Here is a 17,826-nt window from a genome sequence, read left to right as displayed (position 1 = left end):
GGGCGGACCTGCTGCGAGTCGTCGAGCACTGCGAGCCACCGGATCCGCACGCCCCTGCGGATTACGATGGCGACACGCCCCACAATCGAAGGAGTTGCGCTCCGTGAGCACCGTGAACTCGTTCGGCGCGAGGGAGACCCTCGCCGTCGGCGACACCGAGTACGAGATCTATGGCATCGACAGCGTCGAGGGCCACGAGAAGCTTCCCTACAGCCTGAAGGTCCTGCTGGAGAACCTGCTGCGCACCGAGGACGGCGCGAACATCACCGCGGATCACGTCCGCGCCCTGGGGTCCTGGGACCCCGAGGCCGAGCCCGAGACCGAGATCCAGTTCACGCCCGCCCGCGTGATCATGCAGGACTTCACCGGCGTCCCCTGCGTCGTCGACCTCGCCACCATGCGCGAGGCCGTCGAGGACCTCGGTGGCGACCCCGAGAAGATCAACCCGCTCGCCCCCGCCGAGATGGTCATCGACCATTCCGTGATGATCGACGTGGCCGGCCGTCTCGACGCCCTCGAGAAGAACATGGAGCTCGAGTACGAGCGCAACAAGGAGCGCTACCAGTTCCTGCGCTGGGGCCAGACCGCCTTCGACGACTTCAAGGTGGTGCCGCCCGGGACCGGCATCGTCCACCAGGTCAACATCGAGTACCTCGCCCGCACCGTCATGACCCGTGAGGTCGACGGCGCGCTGCGCGCCTACCCGGACTCGTGCGTCGGCACCGACTCCCACACCACGATGGTCAACGGCCTGGGCGTGCTGGGCTGGGGCGTGGGCGGCATCGAGGCCGAGGCCGCGATGCTCGGCCAGCCCGTCTCGATGCTGATCCCGCGCGTGGTCGGCTTCAAGCTCACCGGCGAGATCCCCGCGGCCGCCACCGCGACCGACGTCGTCCTCACCATCACCGAGATGCTGCGCCAGCACGGCGTGGTCGGCAAGTTCGTCGAGTTCTACGGCGAGGGCGTGGGCCAGGTCCCGCTCGCCAACCGCGCGACGATCGGCAACATGAGCCCCGAGTTCGGGTCGACCTGCGCGATCTTCCCGGTCGACGACGTCACCATCGACTACCTGCGTCTGACCGGCCGCTCCGAGGAGCAGCTCGCGCTCGTCGAGGCCTACGCCAAGCGCCAGGGCATGTGGCACGACCCCTCGACCGAGGCGAAGTACTCCGAGTACCTCGAGCTGGACCTCTCCACCGTGGTCCCCTCGATCGCGGGCCCGAAGCGACCCCAGGACCGCATCGTCCTCACCCAGGCCAAGGAGAGCTTCCGCGAGGTGCTCCCGAGCTACGCGGGCGACGGGGCGACCGTCAGCCCCAACGCGGACGGCGGCGACGGGTCCTTCCCGGCCTCCGACCCCTCGACCCCCGACTCGGACAACGAGGGCGGCGGCCGCGCCCCCAAGCACCAGCCCGTCGCCGGGCGGGCCTCGAACCCCACCGAGGTCTCCGGGCACGATTTCGCGATCGACCACGGCATCGTCTCGATCGCCTCGATCACCTCGTGCACGAACACCTCGAACCCGTCGGTGATGATGGCCGCCGGCATCCTCGCCAAGAACGCGGTGAACAAGGGCCTGGCCTCGAAGCCGTGGGTCAAGACCTCGCTCGCCCCCGGGTCCCAGGTCGTCACCGGGTACTACGAGAAGTCCGGGCTGACCGAGTACCTCGACAAGCTGGGCTTCCAGCTCGTGGGCTACGGCTGCACCACCTGCATCGGCAATTCCGGTCCTCTCGCGCCGGAGATCTCCGACGCGATCAACGAGGCCGACCTCGCCGTCACCTCGGTGCTCTCGGGCAACCGCAACTTCGAGGGCCGCATCAACCCCGACGTGAAGATGAACTACCTGGCGTCCCCGCCGCTGGTCATCGCCTACGCGCTCGCCGGCACCATGGACTTCGATTTCGAGAACGATCCGCTGGGCCAGGACGCGGAGGGCGACGACGTGTTCCTGCGCGACATCTGGCCCTCGCCGGCCGAGGTCGAGGACACCATCGCCGAGAACATCTCCCAGGAGATGTTCAAGGACGATTACGCCGACGTCTTCACCGGCGACGAGCGCTGGCGTTCGCTGGACACCCCCGAGGGTGCGACCTTCGCCTGGGACGGCGAGTCGACCTACGTCCGCAAGCCCCCGTACTTCGAGGGCATGGGCAAGGCCCCCGAGCCCGTCGAGGACATCGCGGGTGCCCGGGTGCTCGCCAAGCTCGGCGACTCGACCACCACGGACCACATCTCGCCCGCCGGGGCGATCAAGGCCGATTCGCCGGCCGGTCGCTACCTGCGTGAGCACGGTGTGGAGCGCAAGGACTTCAACTCCTACGGCTCCCGCCGCGGCAACCACGAGGTCATGATCCGCGGGACGTTCGCGAACATCCGCATCAAGAACCAGCTGCTCGACGGTGTCGAGGGCGGGTACACGAAGAACTTCCTGACCGGTGAGCAGGAGTTCATCTACGACGCCGCCCAGGCGTACGCCGAGCAGGACATCCCGCTCGTCGTGCTCGCCGGCAAGGAGTACGGCACCGGATCCTCGCGTGACTGGGCCGCCAAGGGCACCAAGCTGCTGGGCGTCCAGGCCGTCATCGCCGAGAGCTACGAGCGCATCCACCGCTCGAACCTGATCGGCATGGGTGTGCTGCCGCTGCAGTTCCCCGAGGGCGAGAACGCCGAGTCGCTGGGCCTGACCGGCGAGGAGGCCTTCGACATCTCCGGGATCACCGCCATCAACGAGGGCGCGTCCCCGAAGACCGTCAAGGTCGTCGCGACCCGCGAGGGCGCCGATCCGATCGAGTTCGACGCCGTCGTGCGCATCGACACCCCCGGCGAGGCGGACTACTTCCGCAACGGCGGCATCCTGCAGTACGTGCTGCGCTCGCTCGTCGCGGCGTGATCGGCACGATCCCGGAGCGGCCCACCCGCTGACGCGCACCGTCGGCGTCCCCGCTTCGACCACCAGCGCCCCGTCAGGCTCCGGCCCGGCGGGGCGCTCGTGACGTCCCGGCGCGCGAGCCCTGCTCGCGGACGCCGACGAGCCCGCAACCGACCCCTCGAACGAACGGAGCGCTCCATGACCACAGCCCCGATCCCAGCACCATGACCGGCCTGGAGCAGCTGCGCTGGGTCATGGAGCACGAGGGCGACGACGTCCCGTCGATCCGTCGCCTGCTCGGCATCCGCGTCACCGAGGTCGAGCACGGCCGTGTCGCGATGACGGTGACGACGCAGCCGGACTTCGCCAACCCCCAGGGCACCGTGCACGGGGGCGTGACCGCGACCCTGCTGGACTCTGTGATGGGATGCGCGGTCCACTCGACCCTGCCCGCAGACACGAGCTACACGACCCTGGAGCTGAAGGTGAACTACGTCCGCGGCGTCGCACTGGACGGCCGGCAGCTGACCGGCGAGGGGCACACCGTCCACGTCGGTCGACGCACCGCCGTCGCCGAGGGCCGGGTGCTGGACGAGCACGGGAAGCTCGTCGGCCACGCCACCACGACCTGCCTCATCCTGGCGTGAGGTGGATGCAGGCGGAGTCCGGCACCGCCCGGCGGCATCACCAGGGGATCTCTCCGTCGTCGTCGTAGAAGCCCCCACGGGGGCCGTCGTCGGGCAGTGCGGCGAGCCGCAGCGCGACGGCTGCGCCGGCCTCCGGGGTACGGCCCTCGCCGTTGCCGGTGAAATCCGTGGAGACGAGGCCGGGGGAGACGGCGTTGATGATGACGGGCGTCCCGGCGAAGCTGCGGGCGTACTGGGCCGTGATGCTGTTGAGCATGGTCTTGGAGGGTGCGTAGGCGGCCATCCGCGGGCCGGCCTGCAGGGTCAGGGAGCCCATGGAGCTCGACATGTTGACGATCCGGGGTGATGCCGAGCGGCGCAGCAGGGGCAGCATCGCGTTGGTCACCCGCACGACGCCGTACACGTTGGTCTCCAGCACGGTGCGCAGCACATCGAGGTCCAGGGTGGTGGGGTCCTGGGCGCCGCCGTCGGTGCGTCCCGCGATCCCGGCATTGTTCACGAGCACGTCCAGCGTGCCCGCCTCCTTCTCGAGGGCATCCGCGGCGGCGTCCACGCTCTCGGAGGAGGTGACGTCGAGGGCGACGCCGAACGCGTCGAGTCCCTCCTCGCGCAGCGACGCGACGGCTGCCTCGCGCTTCTCCTCGTCCCGCGCTCCGATGCCGACCCGTAAGCCGGCGGTCCCGAGCCCCCGGGCGATGGCGAAACCTATTCCCTTGTTCGCGCCGGTCACCAGCGCAGTCCTCGTCTCGTTCATGCTCACCATCCTCGGGAGGGCGGCACATGCCGTCCAGGACCGATCGGGTGGCCTGTGATACCTGTGCGGTATCGACAGCACTAGGATGACCGCATGGACGAACTGGAGGTCCGCGAGCTGCGCTACTTCTCGGCCGTCGCCGAGGAGCTCCACTTCGGTCGCGCGGCCGAGCGACTCGGCATCGCCCAGCCGCCGCTGTCCCGCGCGATCCGTCGGATCGAGAGCCGCCTGGGCGTCCAGCTGTTCGAGAGGGACCGGCGCGGGGTCGCGCTCACCGAGGCCGGCAGGGTGTTGCAGCGTGAGGCCGGGCCCGCGCTGGACGCGATGACCGCAGCGGTCCGCCGCGCTCGGCGCGCGGGCGCCTCCGAGCGATCGCTCGTGCTCGCGACCAAGGCCGGTGCCTCCCACCAGCTCTTGCAGCGGCTGCTCGAGGAGTGCGCCGCACAGTCCGACCTGCCGCCGCTCGAGGTGCTGCTGTGCGAGGTGGGGGAGCAGGCCGGCCTGCTGCGCACGGGCGCGGCCGACGTGGCGCTCATGCACCGCCCCGTCGACGACCTCGACGGCTTCGACGCCGAGGAGCTGCTGACCGAGAACCAGGTCGCGATCGTCCCCGCCGCGCATCCTCTCGCCCGTTCCGTCGAGCTCACCCTGGCAGAGGTGACCGACGTCCCCGACCTGCCGATGGCGCGCTGGCCGCGTCTGGACGGCACCTACCCGGAGGGCCCCGGCCCCGAGGTGCACACCCAGACCGACATCGCCCAGCGGGTGGCCCTCGGCACCTGCCTCCTGCTGATCCCCGCCTCGAGCAGGGCCTGGCAGTGGCCCGAGCACGTCGCCGTGCCGGTCGTCGACGCACCGCCGCTGACCACCGTGCTCGCGTGGCCCGCCACCAGCACGTCCCCGCAGGTCGCGCGGATCGCGCGGACCGCTGCCCGTCTCGCGGCCTCCACCGAGCAGGGGCCGATCGGGATGTCACGGGAGACTCCCGAACCCAAGACGCCCGGCCTACAGTTGTCGCCATGGACACCGGGGCCGAAGCGCGCGCGCTCCTGACCACGAGCGGTGCGAAGGCCGGCCCCGAGGGCGTCGGCCTTCCCGCCGGGCCGCGCCGCCGCGTGGCATCGGTCCTGCTCACGCCCCTCTTGGCCGCGAGCGTCCTGCTGGGCTGCACGGGCGATCCCGATCGGACATCGCCGGGGGAGCCCACCCGGACGGCGGCCTCGGCGACCAGCGCCCAGGGCTCCCGCGACGTGGACGTCACCACGCTCGGCTCAGGCCTCGAGGCGCCCTGGTCCCTCGCCGTGGACGGGGAGAGGACGCTGATCAGCGAACGGGACTCGGGTCGCATCCTCGAGCTCTCGACCGACGGCGACCTGCGCGAGGTCGGGACGATCGAGGGCGTCACCCCGATGGGGGAGGGCGGGCTCCTGGGCATCGCCGCCCGCGACGGCCATCTCTACGCCTACTCGACCGCGGGTGAGGAGAACCGCATCGAGCGCTACGAGCTGACGGGCGAGCCCGGCGCCCTCGGGCTGGGGGAGTCGGAGACGATCCTCGACGGGATCCCGGCGGCGAGCGTCCACAACGGCGGGAGGATCGCCGTCGGGCCCGACGGCATGCTGTACGTGACCGTGGGCGACGCAGGGAACAGCGCCGGCGCGCAGCAGCGCGACTCGCTCCCGGGCACGATCCTGCGGCTCACGCCGGACGGCGGGGTGCCGCAGGACAACCCGTTCGAGGGGTCCCCGGTCTACAGCTACGGGCACCGCAATCCCCAGGGACTCGCGTGGGACGAGGAGGGGACGCTGTACGCCAGCGAGTTCGGGCAGGACACCTGGGACGAGCTCAACCTGATCGAGGCCGGCGGGAACTACGGCTGTCCCGTCGTCGAGGGCATCGCCCACGACGACCGCTTCGTGGATCCCCCTGCAGCAATGGTCGCCTGCCGAGGCCAGTCCCAGCGGCATGGCCGTCGTCGACGGGTCGATCTGGATCGCGAACCTGCGCGGGGAGCGGCTCCGCGAGATCCCGCTGCGGGACACGTCCTCCGCGACCGAGCACCTCGTCGGCGAGCTGGGACGCCTGCGTGACGTCGCCGTGGCCGCCGACGGCTCGCTGCTGCTCCTGACGAACACCACGGACGGCCGCGGTGACCCGCATCCCGACGGCGACCGCGTGCTGCGGGTGCGGACGGGCTGATCACCGCGACGTGCGGCCCGGCGGCGCCGCACCGTCTCAGGCCCCGGCGCGCACCCCGACCCTGAGCTCCTCGCCCTCGCGCGCCGTGAGCACGATCGGCGGCCCGTCGGTGACCTGCAGCGTGTGCTCGGCGTGGGCGCCGCGGGACCCGTCCACGGACATAACGGACCAGCCGTCGCGATCGGTGATGTGGACCTGATCGGTGCCGTGCATGAGGAACGGCTCGACCGTCAGCAGCATGCCCGCACGCAGCTCGGGGCCGGCGCCCGGCTCTCCGTGATTGGGGACGAACGGGGACTCGTGCATCGTGCGGCCCACGCCGTGGCCGCCGAACTCGTGATTGATGACGTGGCCCAGCCGGCGTGCCTCGGCCTCGACCGCGTGCCCGATGTCCCCGACGTGCGCGCCGGCGCGCACCTCCGCGATCCCCGCCCACATCACGGTCTCGACGTCGTCGATCAGGGCGAGGTCGGCGGGATCCGTCGCGTCGGCACCCACCACGAACGAGAGCGCGGAGTCGGCGACCCACCCCTCCAGCTCGATCGCGAAGTCCAGCGAGAGCAGGTCCCCGGCCTCGAGCACCCGTTCGTAGGGACGGCCGTGCAGGACGGTGTCGTTGACCGACGTGCACATCACGCGACCGAAGGGGTACGCCCCGAAGCGCGGGTGGTAGTCGAGGTAGCAGCTGGTCGCCCCCGCCTCACGGATCATGCGGTGCGCCTCGGCGTCCACGTCCAGCAGCGAGTCGCCGGGGCGCACGCTCTCGCGCAGGTGCGAGAGCACCCCGGCGACGAAGCGACCCGCGGGGGCCGCCTGCGCCGTGGTGGGCAGCTCGAGCCTGCGCTCCCGACGCCTGCCCCGGATCATCGCTGCTCCGAGGGTTCGACCACGCGCACGTCGGCCGCGGACTCGGCGAGATCGGTCCACGAGAAGCAGGTCGAGACGATCGCGGTGACCGCGGCGGTGAACAGGGCCGCGCCGGTCATGTGCAGCCCCACGAGGACCTCGGGCAGGCCCGTGAAGTACTGGGTGTAGCCGATCACCGCCTGCAGCGCCGTCACGGCGACGACCAGCCAGGCCGTGCGCCGGGTGCGGCGCGGCGCCTTCATCAGGTACAGGCAGAGCATCAGTCCGACGAGGAGACCCGAGAAGAGCATCACCGAGTCCGCGTGCAGCCAGGAGACGGTGCGGGGATCGAGTCCCAGGCGCATGGTGGCGTCGATGTCGCCCGAGTGCGGACCGGAGTTCGTGGTGAGCGTGCCCAGCAGCAGCACGGCGGCGGAGACCACCGCCATCACCACGGACAGCGCGACCAACGGCGCCGGGACCACGCGTCGGATCCGGCCGTCCCCGTCGTGCACGCGCACCACCAGGACGGCGGAGACCACCACCAGGACGATCGAGATCAGGAAGTGCGGGGCGACGGCGACCGGATGCAGGTGCAGCTTCACGACCACCATGCCGACGATCGCCTGCGCCGCCGTGCCCACGAGCGGGAGGAGGGCCGTGAGGACGAACGAGCGGCCCTTGCCGCGCAGCCAGAGGATCGTGACCACCAGCAGGGCGATCGCGAAGATCCCGAGCACGCCGGTGAGCGTGCGGTTCCCGAACTCGATGAACGGTCGGATCCCCATCGACGCGCTGTAGCGCGGGGTGAACTGGCCCGGCTCGCAGCTGGGCCAGGTCGTGCAGCCCAGCCCCGACTTCGACAGACGGACGACACCGCCGGTGACGATGATGCCCATCTGGCAGATCAGGTTCCCCCAGAAGACGATCCGGACGGCGCGGCGTTTCCACGGCGCCAGGGCGGCGAGGGAGGGCGAGGCGTGCGAGGCGGGCACGGGTGTCATGGGGCGGTCCTCGGGGGCGTGGGTGATGGGCGAGAGGTGCGAACGGTCGGACGAGCCGTTCGGGAGCGGGCGGGAGAGGCGCTCACGCGGAGGTCCAGCGGAACCAGCGTGCGACGGCGAAGCATCCGGCGACCGCCCACAGGATCAGCACGACGAGGGAGCCGGCAGGGAACGAGCCCCCGGCGAGCACCGAGCGCAGCAGTTCCCCGAGGGCCCCCGAGGGCAGCAGGTCCACGAGCCCCCGCAGCAGACGGGGGTAGGACGAGGTCGGGATCGCGACGCCGCCGAGCGCCACGAACAGCACGAACAGCACGTTGGAGACCGCGAGCACGGCCTCGGTGCGCAGGGTCCCGGCCACCAGCAGTCCGATGGCCCCGAACGCGACCGTCCCCACCAGCCAGATCGGGAGCGCGGCGAACAGTCCGCCGACGCCCGGGTGCCAGCCGAGGGCCAGGGCGATCAGGGCGAGCACGACGACCTGCAGCAGATGGACGCAGAGGGTCGCGAGGATCTTGCCGGCCAGATAGCCGTCACGCCCCAGGGGCGTGGTCGCGATCCAGCGCAGGACCCCGCCGCGACGGTCGAAGCCGGTCTGGATCGCCTGCGAGGTGAACGAGGTCGAGATCAGGGCGGTGGCGGCGGTGGCGGCGACCGCGGTGTCGATCGAGGAGACCCCGTCGAGGCGGCCGACGGGCACGAAGCGCAGGGCGATCAGCACCAGCGCGGGCATCAGGATCGCCACCATCAGCTGCTCGCCGTTGGTCAGCAGCACCCTCGCCTCGAGCCGGGCGTGGGCGAGGATCCGCTGCAGGGCCGGTGCGGGCGATGCGGGACGACGCGTCGGCGAGGTGGTCGGGACGGTGCTCATCGGGCCTCCCGTGTTCGTGCGGTGGCGGCGGCGAGGCCGCCGGCGTCCGGCTCGTCGATGAGGTCCAGCAGGACGCTCTCGAGGTCGGCGGCACCACCGGTGCTGAGCTCGAGGTCGACCCCGTGGAGGCGGGCCGTTGCCCGCAGATCGGCGCTCAGCGCCTCGGCGGCGTCCGGGGCGACGCCGCGCGCGCGAGCGGTCACGGTGAGCGTCGCATCGGGAGCGCGATGGGCGGCGATCACCTCGTCGACGGTGCCGGCGGCGACCGTCCGCCCGCCGGAGATCACGACGACCTGGTCGGCGAGCCCCTCGACGTCGTCCATCAGGTGCGTGGTCAGCACGACCGCGGTGCCGGTCCGCGCGAGGGCGCGGATCAGGTCGCGCACGGTGCGTCGGATGCCGGGGTCCATCCCGGCGGTGGGCTCGTCGAGGAACACCAGCTCGGGGCGACCGATGATCGCCAGCGCCAGCGCGAGGCGCTGGCGCTGGCCGCCCGAGAGCCGGCGCACCAGGGTGCCGCCGAAATCCGTGATGCCCAGGTGCTCGGCGACCTCGTCGGCCTCGAGGGGGTAGGCGTAGAGCGAGGCGCCGTAGTGCAGGAGCTGCAGGGCGGTCGCTCCCGAGGCGAGTCCGCCGTCCTGGATCATCACGCCCACCCGGGCGCGCAGGTCCGCTCCGGCCTGCCAGGGGTCCTCGCCGAGCACCTCCACGCTGCCACTGTCGGGCTTCAGCAGGCCGGTGGCGCAGCTGATCGTGGTGGTCTTGCCCGCGCCGTTGGGGCCCAGCAGGGCCGTGACCTCGCCCCGCCGTGCGCACAGACCCGCGCCGTCCAGGGCGCGCACCGAGCCGAAGCTGCGCGTGAGGTCGCGGATCTCGAGGGCGGGGGCGTGGTCGTTCATGTCGCCGACCATGCTAGGCCCCGGCGCCCGAGCGGAACCTGCACCTGTGACCTGGCTTCCGCCCGTGCCCGGAGATCCCGGAGGCGTGGGCCCGCTCAGCGCCCGCTCACGCGCAGAGGCGTGTGGGCCGGGTCGACGACCTCCTCGGCCTTCGGCGGCTGCGGGGCTGTGCCGCCGGGACCCCAGGTGTCGGTCTCGAAGCGATCGCGGTCGTGGTCCTCGAGGAGGATCGAGGCATCCGGGCCCACGGGCACGATCTGCGTGGGGTTCAGATCGGTCTGCACGACGTAGTAGTGCTGCTTGATGTGCTCGACGTCGACGGTGTCGCCGAAGCCGGGGGTCTGGAAGAGGTCCTTGGTGTAGTTCCACAGGTTCGGCATCGTGCGCAGCGGCTGCCGGTTCGCCTTGAAGTGCGAGAAGTAGACGAGGTCGAAGCGCACCAGGGTCGGGAACAGACGCACGTCGGCCTCGGTGATCGAGGAGCCCATCAGGTAGCGCGAGCGGGAGAGACGGTCCTCGAGCACGTCGAGGCTCTCCCACAGGTCGGTGTAGGCCGCCTCGTAGTCCTCCTGGGAGCCGGCGAACCCGGTCTTGTAGACGCCGTTGTTCACGTGGTGGAGCACCCAGTGGTTCAGCTCGTCGATCTGCGCGCGCAGCGGGACCGGGTACAGGTCCGGTGCACCCTCGCGGTGGTGCTCCGTCCACTCGGTCTCGAGATCCAGGGTGATCTGCGAGAAGTCGTTGGTGACCACGCCTCCGCTGGGGACGTCGACGAACGCGGGCACGGTGATGCCGCGCGGGTAGTCGGGGAAGCGGGCGAAGAACGCCTCCTGGAGGCGCTCGATGCCCAGCACCGGGTCGCGGCCGCCCGGGTCCAGGTCGAAGGTCCAGGAGCGCTTGTCGTGCGTCGGCCCGGCCACGGCCATCGAGAGCGCGTCCTCGAGGCCCAGCAGTCGCCGGACGATGATGGTGCGATTGGCCCACGGGCAGGCGCGCGAGACCGCGAGGCGGTAGCGCCCGGCCTCGACCTGCCATCCGCTCGAGCCGTCGGCCGTGATCCGGTCGTCGATGTAGTTCATGTCGCGGGTGAACGGCTTGCCGGCGTGGACGTACGAGCCGGTCTGATCGTGCGATTCCTGTGTGGTCATCGGACACTCCTGACGAAATCGGTGCCCCACCAGGCTAATTGAACGCTGAACTACCGGCAAGGACGGCCGGTGGGGAGCAGGGTGACGACGCGTCCTCGCGCGAGGACCTGAAGGGGCGTGCGGGAAGCCTTGCCTAACGTGCGCAGGCGCACGCCGAACCCGGCCTACCCCCTGCCTTTTCGCAACGTTACGGTTGTAAAATCGGACGGGTCGGCGTCGCCCACGCCGATGCCCGCGAGGGAAGGAGGGCATCCGATGGACTCCCACGACTCGGCTCATGCCACCTGCGGGGACCACCGTGCGTCGAGCGAGGCCCGCGACACCCGCGAGCGCCTGATCGACGCCATCTCCACGCACGGACCGATCTCCGCGCGCGCGCTCGCCGAGATGTTCGGTCTGACCAGTGCAGCCGTACGTCGCCACCTCTCCGCCCTCGAGGCCGACGGTGCGATCGAGGAGCACGAAGTGCCCGTCCACCAGCGCGGGCGCGGACGACCGTCCAAGAGCTTCGTGCTCTCGGCCTCCGCCCACGAGGACCTCGGCAGCGAGTACGACGATCTCGCGATGCTCGCCCTGGACGAGCTCTCCCGCCGTGGCGGGGGAGAGGCCCTCACCCACCTCGCCTGCGCGCGCGTGGCCCCCTGGGAGGCCGAGCTCGCCCAGCGCGTCGAGGAGCTCGAGGCCGCGGGCGAGCACGTCGACCGGGCACGTCGGGTCGAGCTGCTGGCCGACATCGTCACGGCGCGGGGCTACAACGCCACGGTGCGACCCGTGACCGTGACCATCCCGGCCTCGGGGAGCTCGGGCAACCCGCGTACGGTGGAGACGGCCCAGCTGGTCCAGGGCCACTGCCCCATCCAGGACGTGGCGGCGCGCCATCCCGAGCTCTGCGAGGCCGAGACCGCCGCCATCGGTCGGATGGCAGGAGCACCCGTCCAGCGACTCGCGACCCTGGCAGGCGGCGCCCACGCCTGCACCACCCATATTCCGCTCACGGAGGGAAGGACCGCATGACCACCACATCACCGGAGAAGGTGACACAGGAGGACGTCCTCGCGGCCGTCGGCGACTACGCCTACGGCTGGAGGGACGACGACACGGCGGGCCAGAACGCCCGGCGCGGTCTGAACGAGGAGGTCGTCCGCGACATCTCCGCCGCCAAGGACGAGCCCGAGTGGATGCTCGAGCGTCGCCTGAAGGCCCTCAAGCTCTTCGAGAAGAAGCCGATCCCCACCTGGGGCCCGGACATCTCGGGGCTGGACTTCGACGAGTTCAAGTACTTCGTGCGCTCGACGGAGAAGCAGGCCACCAGCTGGGACGACCTGCCCGACGACATCAAGGAGACCTACGACCGCCTGGGCATCCCCGAGGCGGAGAAGCAGAGCCTCATCGGCGGTGTCGCGGCGCAGTACGAGTCCGAGGTCGTCTACCACCAGATCCGTGAGGACCTCGAGGAGCAGGGCGTCCTGTTCCTGGACACCGACACCGCGCTGCGCGAGCACCCGGAGCTGTTCGAGGAGTACTTCGGCACCGTGATCCCCGCGGGCGACAACAAGTTCTCCGCGCTGAACACCGCCTGCTGGTCCGGCGGCTCGTTCGTCTACGTCCCCCCGGGCGTGCACGTGAAGATCCCCGTCCAGGCCTACTTCCGGATCAACACCGAGAACATGGGCCAGTTCGAGCGCACCCTGATCATCGCCGACGAGGGCTCCTACGTGCACTACGTCGAGGGCTGCACGGCGCCGGTCTACACGACCGACTCGCTGCACTCCGCGGTCGTCGAGATCGTCGTGAAGAAGAACGCCCGCGTGCGCTACACGACCATCCAGAACTGGTCGAACAACGTGCTGAACCTGGTCACCCAGCGCGCCACCGTCGAGGAGGGCGCCTCCATGGAGTGGGTCGACGGCAACATCGGCTCCAAGGTGACCATGAAGTACCCGGCCTGCTGGCTGATGGGTGAGCACGCCCGCGGCGAGACCCTCTCGGCCGCCTTCGCGGGCGAGGGGCAGCACCAGGACACCGGCGCCAAGATGGTCCACATGGCCCCGCACACCTCGAGCTCGATCGTCTCGAAGTCGATCTCCCGCGGCGGTGGGCGCTCGTCCTACCGCGGTCTCGTGCAGGTCATGCCGAAGGCCTCCCACAGCGCCTCGACGGTGCTGTGCGACGCGCTGCTGGTGGACCAGAAGTCCCGCACCGACACCTACCCCTACGTCGACGTGCGCGTCGACGACGTCCAGATGGGGCACGAGGCGACCGTCTCGAAGGTCTCCGAGGAGCAGCTCTTCTACCTGATGAGCCGCGGCATGGAGGAGACCGAGGCGATGGCGATGATCGTGCGCGGCTTCATCGAGCCCATCGCGCGCGAGCTGCCCATGGAGTACGCGCTCGAGCTGAACCGCCTGATCGAGATGCAGATGGAAGGAGCCGTCGGCTGATGACGAGCACCGATGTGAAGGGTCCCGAGAGCGCCGGTGACCCTGTCGCCAACGAGGTCGTGGGCGGTGCGGCAGGTGCCGCGCCCGTCCTCGCCCAGGAGGTCATCTCCGAGGAGGACCGCGGCCGCGGCAAGGGGCCGAAGCTGGAGGACGAGGGGATCGCCGTCAAGGACGGCAAGCCCTCGGCCGCGACCCGAGGTGAGCGCCACCGCTCCTTCGACGTCGCGGAGTTCTCCCGCCCCACCTCCAAGAACGAGGAGTGGCGCTTCACCCCGCTGCGCGTGCTCTCGCCCCTGTTCGAGGACCTCGCCACCGAGGACCGCGAGGGCGATCCGGCCGTCGACTACCAGGTGAGCGTGCCCGAGGGAGCCCCCGAGGTCGGGACCCTCGCGCCCGGCCAGTCCCCGCGCGGCGAGGCGCTCGTGCCCGAGGACATCACCTCCGCGGTCGCCTCCGCGCGCACCGATCAGGCCCTGCACCTGCGCGCACCGCGCAACGCCGAGCTCGCCGAGCCCTTCCGGCTGACGGCGCACGGACGGGACGCCGAGCGCCGCTCCAACGCGCACATCGTGCTGCAGACGGAGGAGTCCTCGACCGCGACCTTCGTGCTCGACCACACCGGCAGCACCCGGATGGCCGAGAACGTCGAGATGGTCGTCGGCGACAACTCGCAGATGACCGTGATCTCCCTGCAGAACTGGGAGGACGACGCCCTGCACATCGCGACCCACCACTCGAAGGTGGGTCGGGATGCCCGGCTCAAGCACATCGTGGTCTCCCTCGGTGGCCGCGCCGTGCGCGTCAACGCGATCGGCGAGTTCTCCGCCCCCGGCGGCGAGCTCGAGAAGCTCGGCCTGTACTTCGCCGACGAGAAGCAGTTCCTCGAGCACCGCATCTTCGTGGACCACGCGGCCCCGAACTGCACGTCGAACTCCGCGTACAAGGGCGCCCTGCAGGGCAGCGGCGCACGCTCGGTCTGGGTCGGTGACGTGCTCATCCGCCGTGAGGCCGAGGGCACGAGCACCTACGAGCTCAACCGCAACCTGGTGCTCACCGAGGGGGCGCGCGCCGACTCGGTGCCGAACCTCGAGATCGAGACCGGGGAGATCGAGGGCGCCGGCCACGCCGCCGCCACCGGTCGCTTCGACGACGAGCAGCTGTTCTACCTGCGCGCTCGCGGCATCCCCGAGCTCGAGGCCCGCCGTCTGGTCGTGCGCGGCTTCTTCGCCGAGCTGATCCAGCAGATCGACGTGCCCGAGATCCGCCAGGCCCTCAGCGACTCGATCGAGGACGAGCTGCAGCGGAGCATGAACTGATGAGCGACTCCTTCGTCCGCGTCGCGCGCCTGGAGGATCTCGGCCCCGGGGAGGTCCTCGGCAGCGAGGTCGCCGGTGTCGAGATCGCCCTCGCGCGCGATGAGGACGGGGGAGTCCACGCCCTGTCGGACGTGTGCTCCCACGACGACGTCGCTCTCTCCGACGGCGACGTCGAGGGCTGCACCCTGGAGTGCTGTAAGCACGGCAGCCAGTTCGACCTCCTCACCGGCCGGCCCCTGCAGCTGCCGGCCGTCCGCCCCGTTCCCGTCCATCCGGTCCGCGTCGACGCGGACGGCTCGATCTCCGTGGACCCCGTGCGATCCCTCGCCGGGGCCGACGGCTGAGCCTCCGCCCGCGACCGCCCACCACCTGATCCTCATTCCGAAGGAGACCACCGCCATGTCTGTCCTGGAGATCCACGACCTCCATGCCACCGTCGAGACCCCCGAGGGGACCAAGGAGATCCTCAAGGGCGTCGACCTGACGATCCGCTCGGGCGAGACCCACGCCATCATGGGCCCCAACGGCTCCGGCAAGTCCACGCTCGCCTACTCGATCGCCGGCCACCCCAAGTACGAGATCACCTCGGGCACCGTCACGCTCGACGGTGAGGACCTGCTCGAGATGAGCGTCGACGAGCGCGCCCGCGCCGGCCTCTTCCTGGCCATGCAGTACCCCGTCGAGGTCCCCGGCGTGACCGTCTCGAACTTCCTGCGCACCGCCAAGACCGCGGTCGACGGCGCGGCCCCTGCCCTGCGCACCTGGGTCAAGGACGTGCGCGGCGCCATGGACAACCTCAAGATGGACCAGGTGTTCGCCGAGCGCAACGTCAACGAGGGCTTCTCCGGCGGCGAGAAGAAGCGTCACGAGATCCTCCAGATGGAGCTGCTGAAGCCCAACATCGCGATCCTCGACGAGACCGACTCCGGGCTCGACGTCGACGCGCTGCGGATCGTCTCCGACGGCGTCAACCGCGCCAAGGAGTCGACCGACGTGGGCGTCATGCTGATCACCCACTACACGCGCATCCTCAACTACATCAAGCCCGACTTCGTGCACGTGTTCGTCAACGGCCAGATCGCCGAGCAGGGTGGCCCCGAGCTCGCCGACCGTCTCGAGGCCGAGGGATACGAGCGCTACCTCGCGGGAGCGAAGTGATGACCACCCCGAGCGGATCCACGCAGGACGCGCCGACCGAGGAGGCCGCGCCGGCCGCCGAGCAGGCCGCCGAGGAGCCCTCGGCGTTCGTCGGCGAGGCCGAGGTGATCGAGGCCCTGAAGGACGTCATCGACCCCGAGCTCGGCATCAACGTCGTCGACCTGGGTCTGGTCTACGGGGTCCATGTCGACAAGGGCGATGCCGTGGTCGACATGACGCTGACCTCGGCCGCCTGCCCGCTGACCGACGTGCTCGAGGAGCAGACCTTCGCGGCGCTGGACCCGATCTGCGAGTCCCACCGCATCAACTGGGTCTGGATGCCGCCGTGGGGCATGGAGATGATCACCGAGGACGGCCGCGAGCAGCTGAGGGCCATCGGCTTCAACCTCTGACTGCCTCCCGGGAACATCCCTGACGTGCATGTCTGCAGGTCAGCGGTGTTCTTCGTCCCGCGGGCGGCGCGCTCAGGCGAGGAGGTCGGTCACCTCGACCGTCTCGATGCCGTGCGCCTCGCCGACGCCGGCGTTGGTCAGCGTCCCGCCGTGGGCGTTCAGTCCCTTCGCGAGCGCCGGGTCCGAGCGCAGCGCCTCTCGCCACGGCGCGGAGGCGAGCCGCAGCACGTAGGGGAGCGTGGCGTTGGTCAGCGCCGCGGTCGCGGTCTGCGGGACGCTGCCGGGCATGTTCGCCACGCAGTAGTAGTTCGTGTCGTGGACCGCGAAGGTTGGGTCGTCGTGCGTGGTGGGGCGTGAGCCCTCGAAGCACCCGCCCTGGTCGATGGCGACGTCGACGAGCACGGAGCCGGGCTTCATGGTGCTGACCATGTCGTCGGTGACGAGCTTGGGGGCGCGTCTGCCGGGGATCAGCACCGAGCCGATCACCACGTCGGCCTCGCGGATCTTCTCGGCGAGGTCCAGACGCGTCGAGTAGCGGGTGAGGATCGAGCCCGCGTGCACGGTGGCGATCTCCTGCAGACGTGCGAGGTTCACGTCCATCACGGTCACGTCCGCGTGCAGGCCCATCGCCATCATCGCGGCCTGCTCGCCGACCACGCCGCCGCCGATCACCAGCACGTTCGCCTCGCGCGTGCCCGGCACGCCGCCCATCAGCACCCCCGAACCGCCCAGCGGGCGCATCAGGTGGTAGGCCGCGACCTGGGTCGCGAGACGGCCGGCGATCGCGCTCATCGGAGCGAGCAGGGGGAGCGAGCGATCGGCCCGCTCCACGGTCTCGTAGGCGATCGCCGTGGTGCCGGAGTCCAGGACCGCGCGGGTGAGGCCCTCGTCGGCCGCGAGGTGGAGATAGGTGAACAGGGTCTGCCCCTCGCGCAGGTACGGGCGTTCCTCGGGGAGCGGCTCCTTGACCTTCACGATCATCTCGGCCCCGGCCCAGACCTCGTCGGCGCTGCCGACGATGCGTGCGCCCGCGGTCTCGTAGTCCGCATCGGCGATGCCGGCCCCGAGACCGGCCGTCGTCTCCACGAGGACCTGATGGCCGGCATGGCACAGCTCGTGCACGCCCGCGGCCGTCAGGCCCACCCGGTACTCGTTGTTCTTGACCTCACGGGGGACTCCGATGATCATGCTGCTCCTTCGACGACGGGGAGTGCCCCCGGGCTGCACGCGGCCGGGCCGGCGGAGGACCACGATGTCCTCCTCACCACATCACAACACATCC

Annotated in this window: 16 protein-coding genes and 2 pseudogenes; 11 read left to right on the top strand and 7 right to left on the bottom strand. The window is 70.7% G+C overall.

Annotation, left to right across the window (positions count from 1 at the left end; genetic code table 11):
• Window positions 1-103 precede the first annotated feature (103 nt).
• Complete coding sequence (gene acnA / locus DEO23_RS11565; protein ID WP_109276183.1) at window positions 104-2,893, top strand: aconitate hydratase AcnA; 2,790 nt, start codon at window positions 104-106, stop codon at window positions 2,891-2,893.
• A 203-nt stretch (window positions 2,894-3,096) separates the two neighbouring features.
• A complete protein-coding gene (locus tag DEO23_RS11560) occupies window positions 3,097-3,519 on the top strand; it encodes a PaaI family thioesterase (protein WP_109276182.1) in 423 nt (140 codons plus the stop codon).
• A gap of 37 nt (window positions 3,520-3,556) precedes the next feature.
• On the opposite strand, the gene DEO23_RS11555 is transcribed toward DEO23_RS11560, so the two are convergent.
• Window positions 3,557-4,273 (bottom strand): SDR family oxidoreductase, encoded by a 717-nt coding sequence (locus DEO23_RS11555; protein ID WP_109276181.1) that lies wholly within the window; start codon window positions 4,271-4,273, stop codon window positions 3,557-3,559.
• A 93-nt stretch (window positions 4,274-4,366) separates the two neighbouring features.
• Here DEO23_RS11555 and DEO23_RS11550 point away from each other — a divergent pair, with 93 nt between their 5' ends.
• The 3 genes and pseudogenes from DEO23_RS11550 to DEO23_RS16570 form a co-directional block, all read left to right on the top strand.
• Entirely contained in the window at window positions 4,367-5,326 is a 960-nt protein-coding gene (locus DEO23_RS11550; protein WP_109276180.1) for a LysR family transcriptional regulator, read from the top strand.
• A pseudogene (locus DEO23_RS11545) lies at window positions 5,293-6,108 on the top strand (PQQ-dependent sugar dehydrogenase); the annotation flags it as partial. The gene DEO23_RS11550 and the pseudogene DEO23_RS11545, both read left to right, overlap by 34 nt.
• 130 nt (window positions 6,109-6,238) lie before the next feature.
• Window positions 6,239-6,361: pseudogene (locus DEO23_RS16570) on the top strand (PQQ-dependent sugar dehydrogenase); the annotation flags it as partial.
• A 147-nt stretch (window positions 6,362-6,508) separates the two neighbouring features.
• Here the strand turns inward: DEO23_RS16570 and map are convergent.
• The 5 genes from map to DEO23_RS11520 form a co-directional block, all read right to left on the bottom strand.
• Window positions 6,509-7,339 (bottom strand): type I methionyl aminopeptidase, encoded by an 831-nt coding sequence (gene map, locus DEO23_RS11540; protein ID WP_109276179.1) that lies wholly within the window; start codon window positions 7,337-7,339, stop codon window positions 6,509-6,511.
• Window positions 7,336-8,322, bottom strand: coding sequence for a COX15/CtaA family protein (locus DEO23_RS11535; protein ID WP_109276178.1), 987 nt, complete (start codon window positions 8,320-8,322; stop codon window positions 7,336-7,338). The genes map and DEO23_RS11535 overlap by 4 nt, the downstream gene beginning before the upstream one ends.
• Before the next feature lie 82 nt (window positions 8,323-8,404).
• Window positions 8,405-9,190: an ABC transporter permease gene (locus DEO23_RS11530; protein WP_109276177.1), complete on the bottom strand. Its 786-nt coding sequence runs from the start codon at window positions 9,188-9,190 to the stop codon at window positions 8,405-8,407.
• Window positions 9,187-10,089: an ABC transporter ATP-binding protein gene (locus DEO23_RS11525; RefSeq protein WP_165831814.1), complete on the bottom strand. Its 903-nt coding sequence runs from the start codon at window positions 10,087-10,089 to the stop codon at window positions 9,187-9,189. Before DEO23_RS11525 ends, DEO23_RS11530 begins: the two co-directional genes overlap by 4 nt.
• Window positions 10,090-10,184: 95 nt before the next feature.
• On the bottom strand, window positions 10,185-11,237 hold the full coding sequence (locus tag DEO23_RS11520; protein ID WP_109276175.1) for a glutathione S-transferase family protein: 1,053 nt from the start codon (window positions 11,235-11,237) through the stop codon (window positions 10,185-10,187).
• 255 nt (window positions 11,238-11,492) lie between these two features.
• Here DEO23_RS11520 and DEO23_RS11515 point away from each other — a divergent pair, with 255 nt between their 5' ends.
• The 6 genes from DEO23_RS11515 to DEO23_RS11490 are packed head-to-tail and all read left to right on the top strand — an operon-like array spanning window position 11,493 to window position 16,544.
• Window positions 11,493-12,251: a helix-turn-helix transcriptional regulator gene (locus DEO23_RS11515; RefSeq protein WP_109276174.1), complete on the top strand. Its 759-nt coding sequence runs from the start codon at window positions 11,493-11,495 to the stop codon at window positions 12,249-12,251.
• Window positions 12,248-13,678 (top strand): Fe-S cluster assembly protein SufB, encoded by a 1,431-nt coding sequence (gene sufB, locus DEO23_RS11510; RefSeq protein ID WP_109276173.1) that lies wholly within the window; start codon window positions 12,248-12,250, stop codon window positions 13,676-13,678. Before DEO23_RS11515 ends, sufB begins: the two co-directional genes overlap by 4 nt.
• Window positions 13,678-14,994, top strand: coding sequence for a Fe-S cluster assembly protein SufD (sufD, locus tag DEO23_RS11505; RefSeq protein WP_109276172.1), 1,317 nt, complete (start codon window positions 13,678-13,680; stop codon window positions 14,992-14,994). Before sufB ends, sufD begins: the two co-directional genes overlap by 1 nt.
• Window positions 14,994-15,338 (top strand): non-heme iron oxygenase ferredoxin subunit, encoded by a 345-nt coding sequence (locus DEO23_RS11500; protein WP_109276171.1) that lies wholly within the window; start codon window positions 14,994-14,996, stop codon window positions 15,336-15,338. The genes sufD and DEO23_RS11500 overlap by 1 nt, the downstream gene beginning before the upstream one ends.
• 55 nt (window positions 15,339-15,393) lie before the next feature.
• The gene (sufC, locus tag DEO23_RS11495; RefSeq protein ID WP_109276170.1) at window positions 15,394-16,152 is read left to right on the top strand and encodes a Fe-S cluster assembly ATPase SufC; all 759 of its coding nucleotides are present in this window, start codon (window positions 15,394-15,396) and stop codon (window positions 16,150-16,152) included.
• Window positions 16,152-16,544 carry a metal-sulfur cluster assembly factor gene (locus DEO23_RS11490; protein WP_240613367.1) on the top strand — a complete coding sequence of 131 codons (393 nt, stop codon included), beginning with the start codon at window positions 16,152-16,154 and terminating at the stop codon, window positions 16,542-16,544. Before sufC ends, DEO23_RS11490 begins: the two co-directional genes overlap by 1 nt.
• A 72-nt stretch (window positions 16,545-16,616) precedes the next feature.
• Here DEO23_RS11490 and ald read toward each other — a convergent pair whose 3' ends face one another.
• Window positions 16,617-17,732: an alanine dehydrogenase gene (gene ald, locus DEO23_RS11485; protein WP_109276169.1), complete on the bottom strand. Its 1,116-nt coding sequence runs from the start codon at window positions 17,730-17,732 to the stop codon at window positions 16,617-16,619.
• Window positions 17,733-17,826 lie beyond the last annotated feature (94 nt).

The organism is Brachybacterium endophyticum (assembly GCF_003130585.1).
GTDB classification, from domain to species: Bacteria; Actinomycetota; Actinomycetes; order Actinomycetales; family Dermabacteraceae; genus Brachybacterium; species Brachybacterium endophyticum.
Note: the sequence above shows the minus strand (reverse complement) of the source record. Positions and strands in the feature narration are given on the sequence as shown.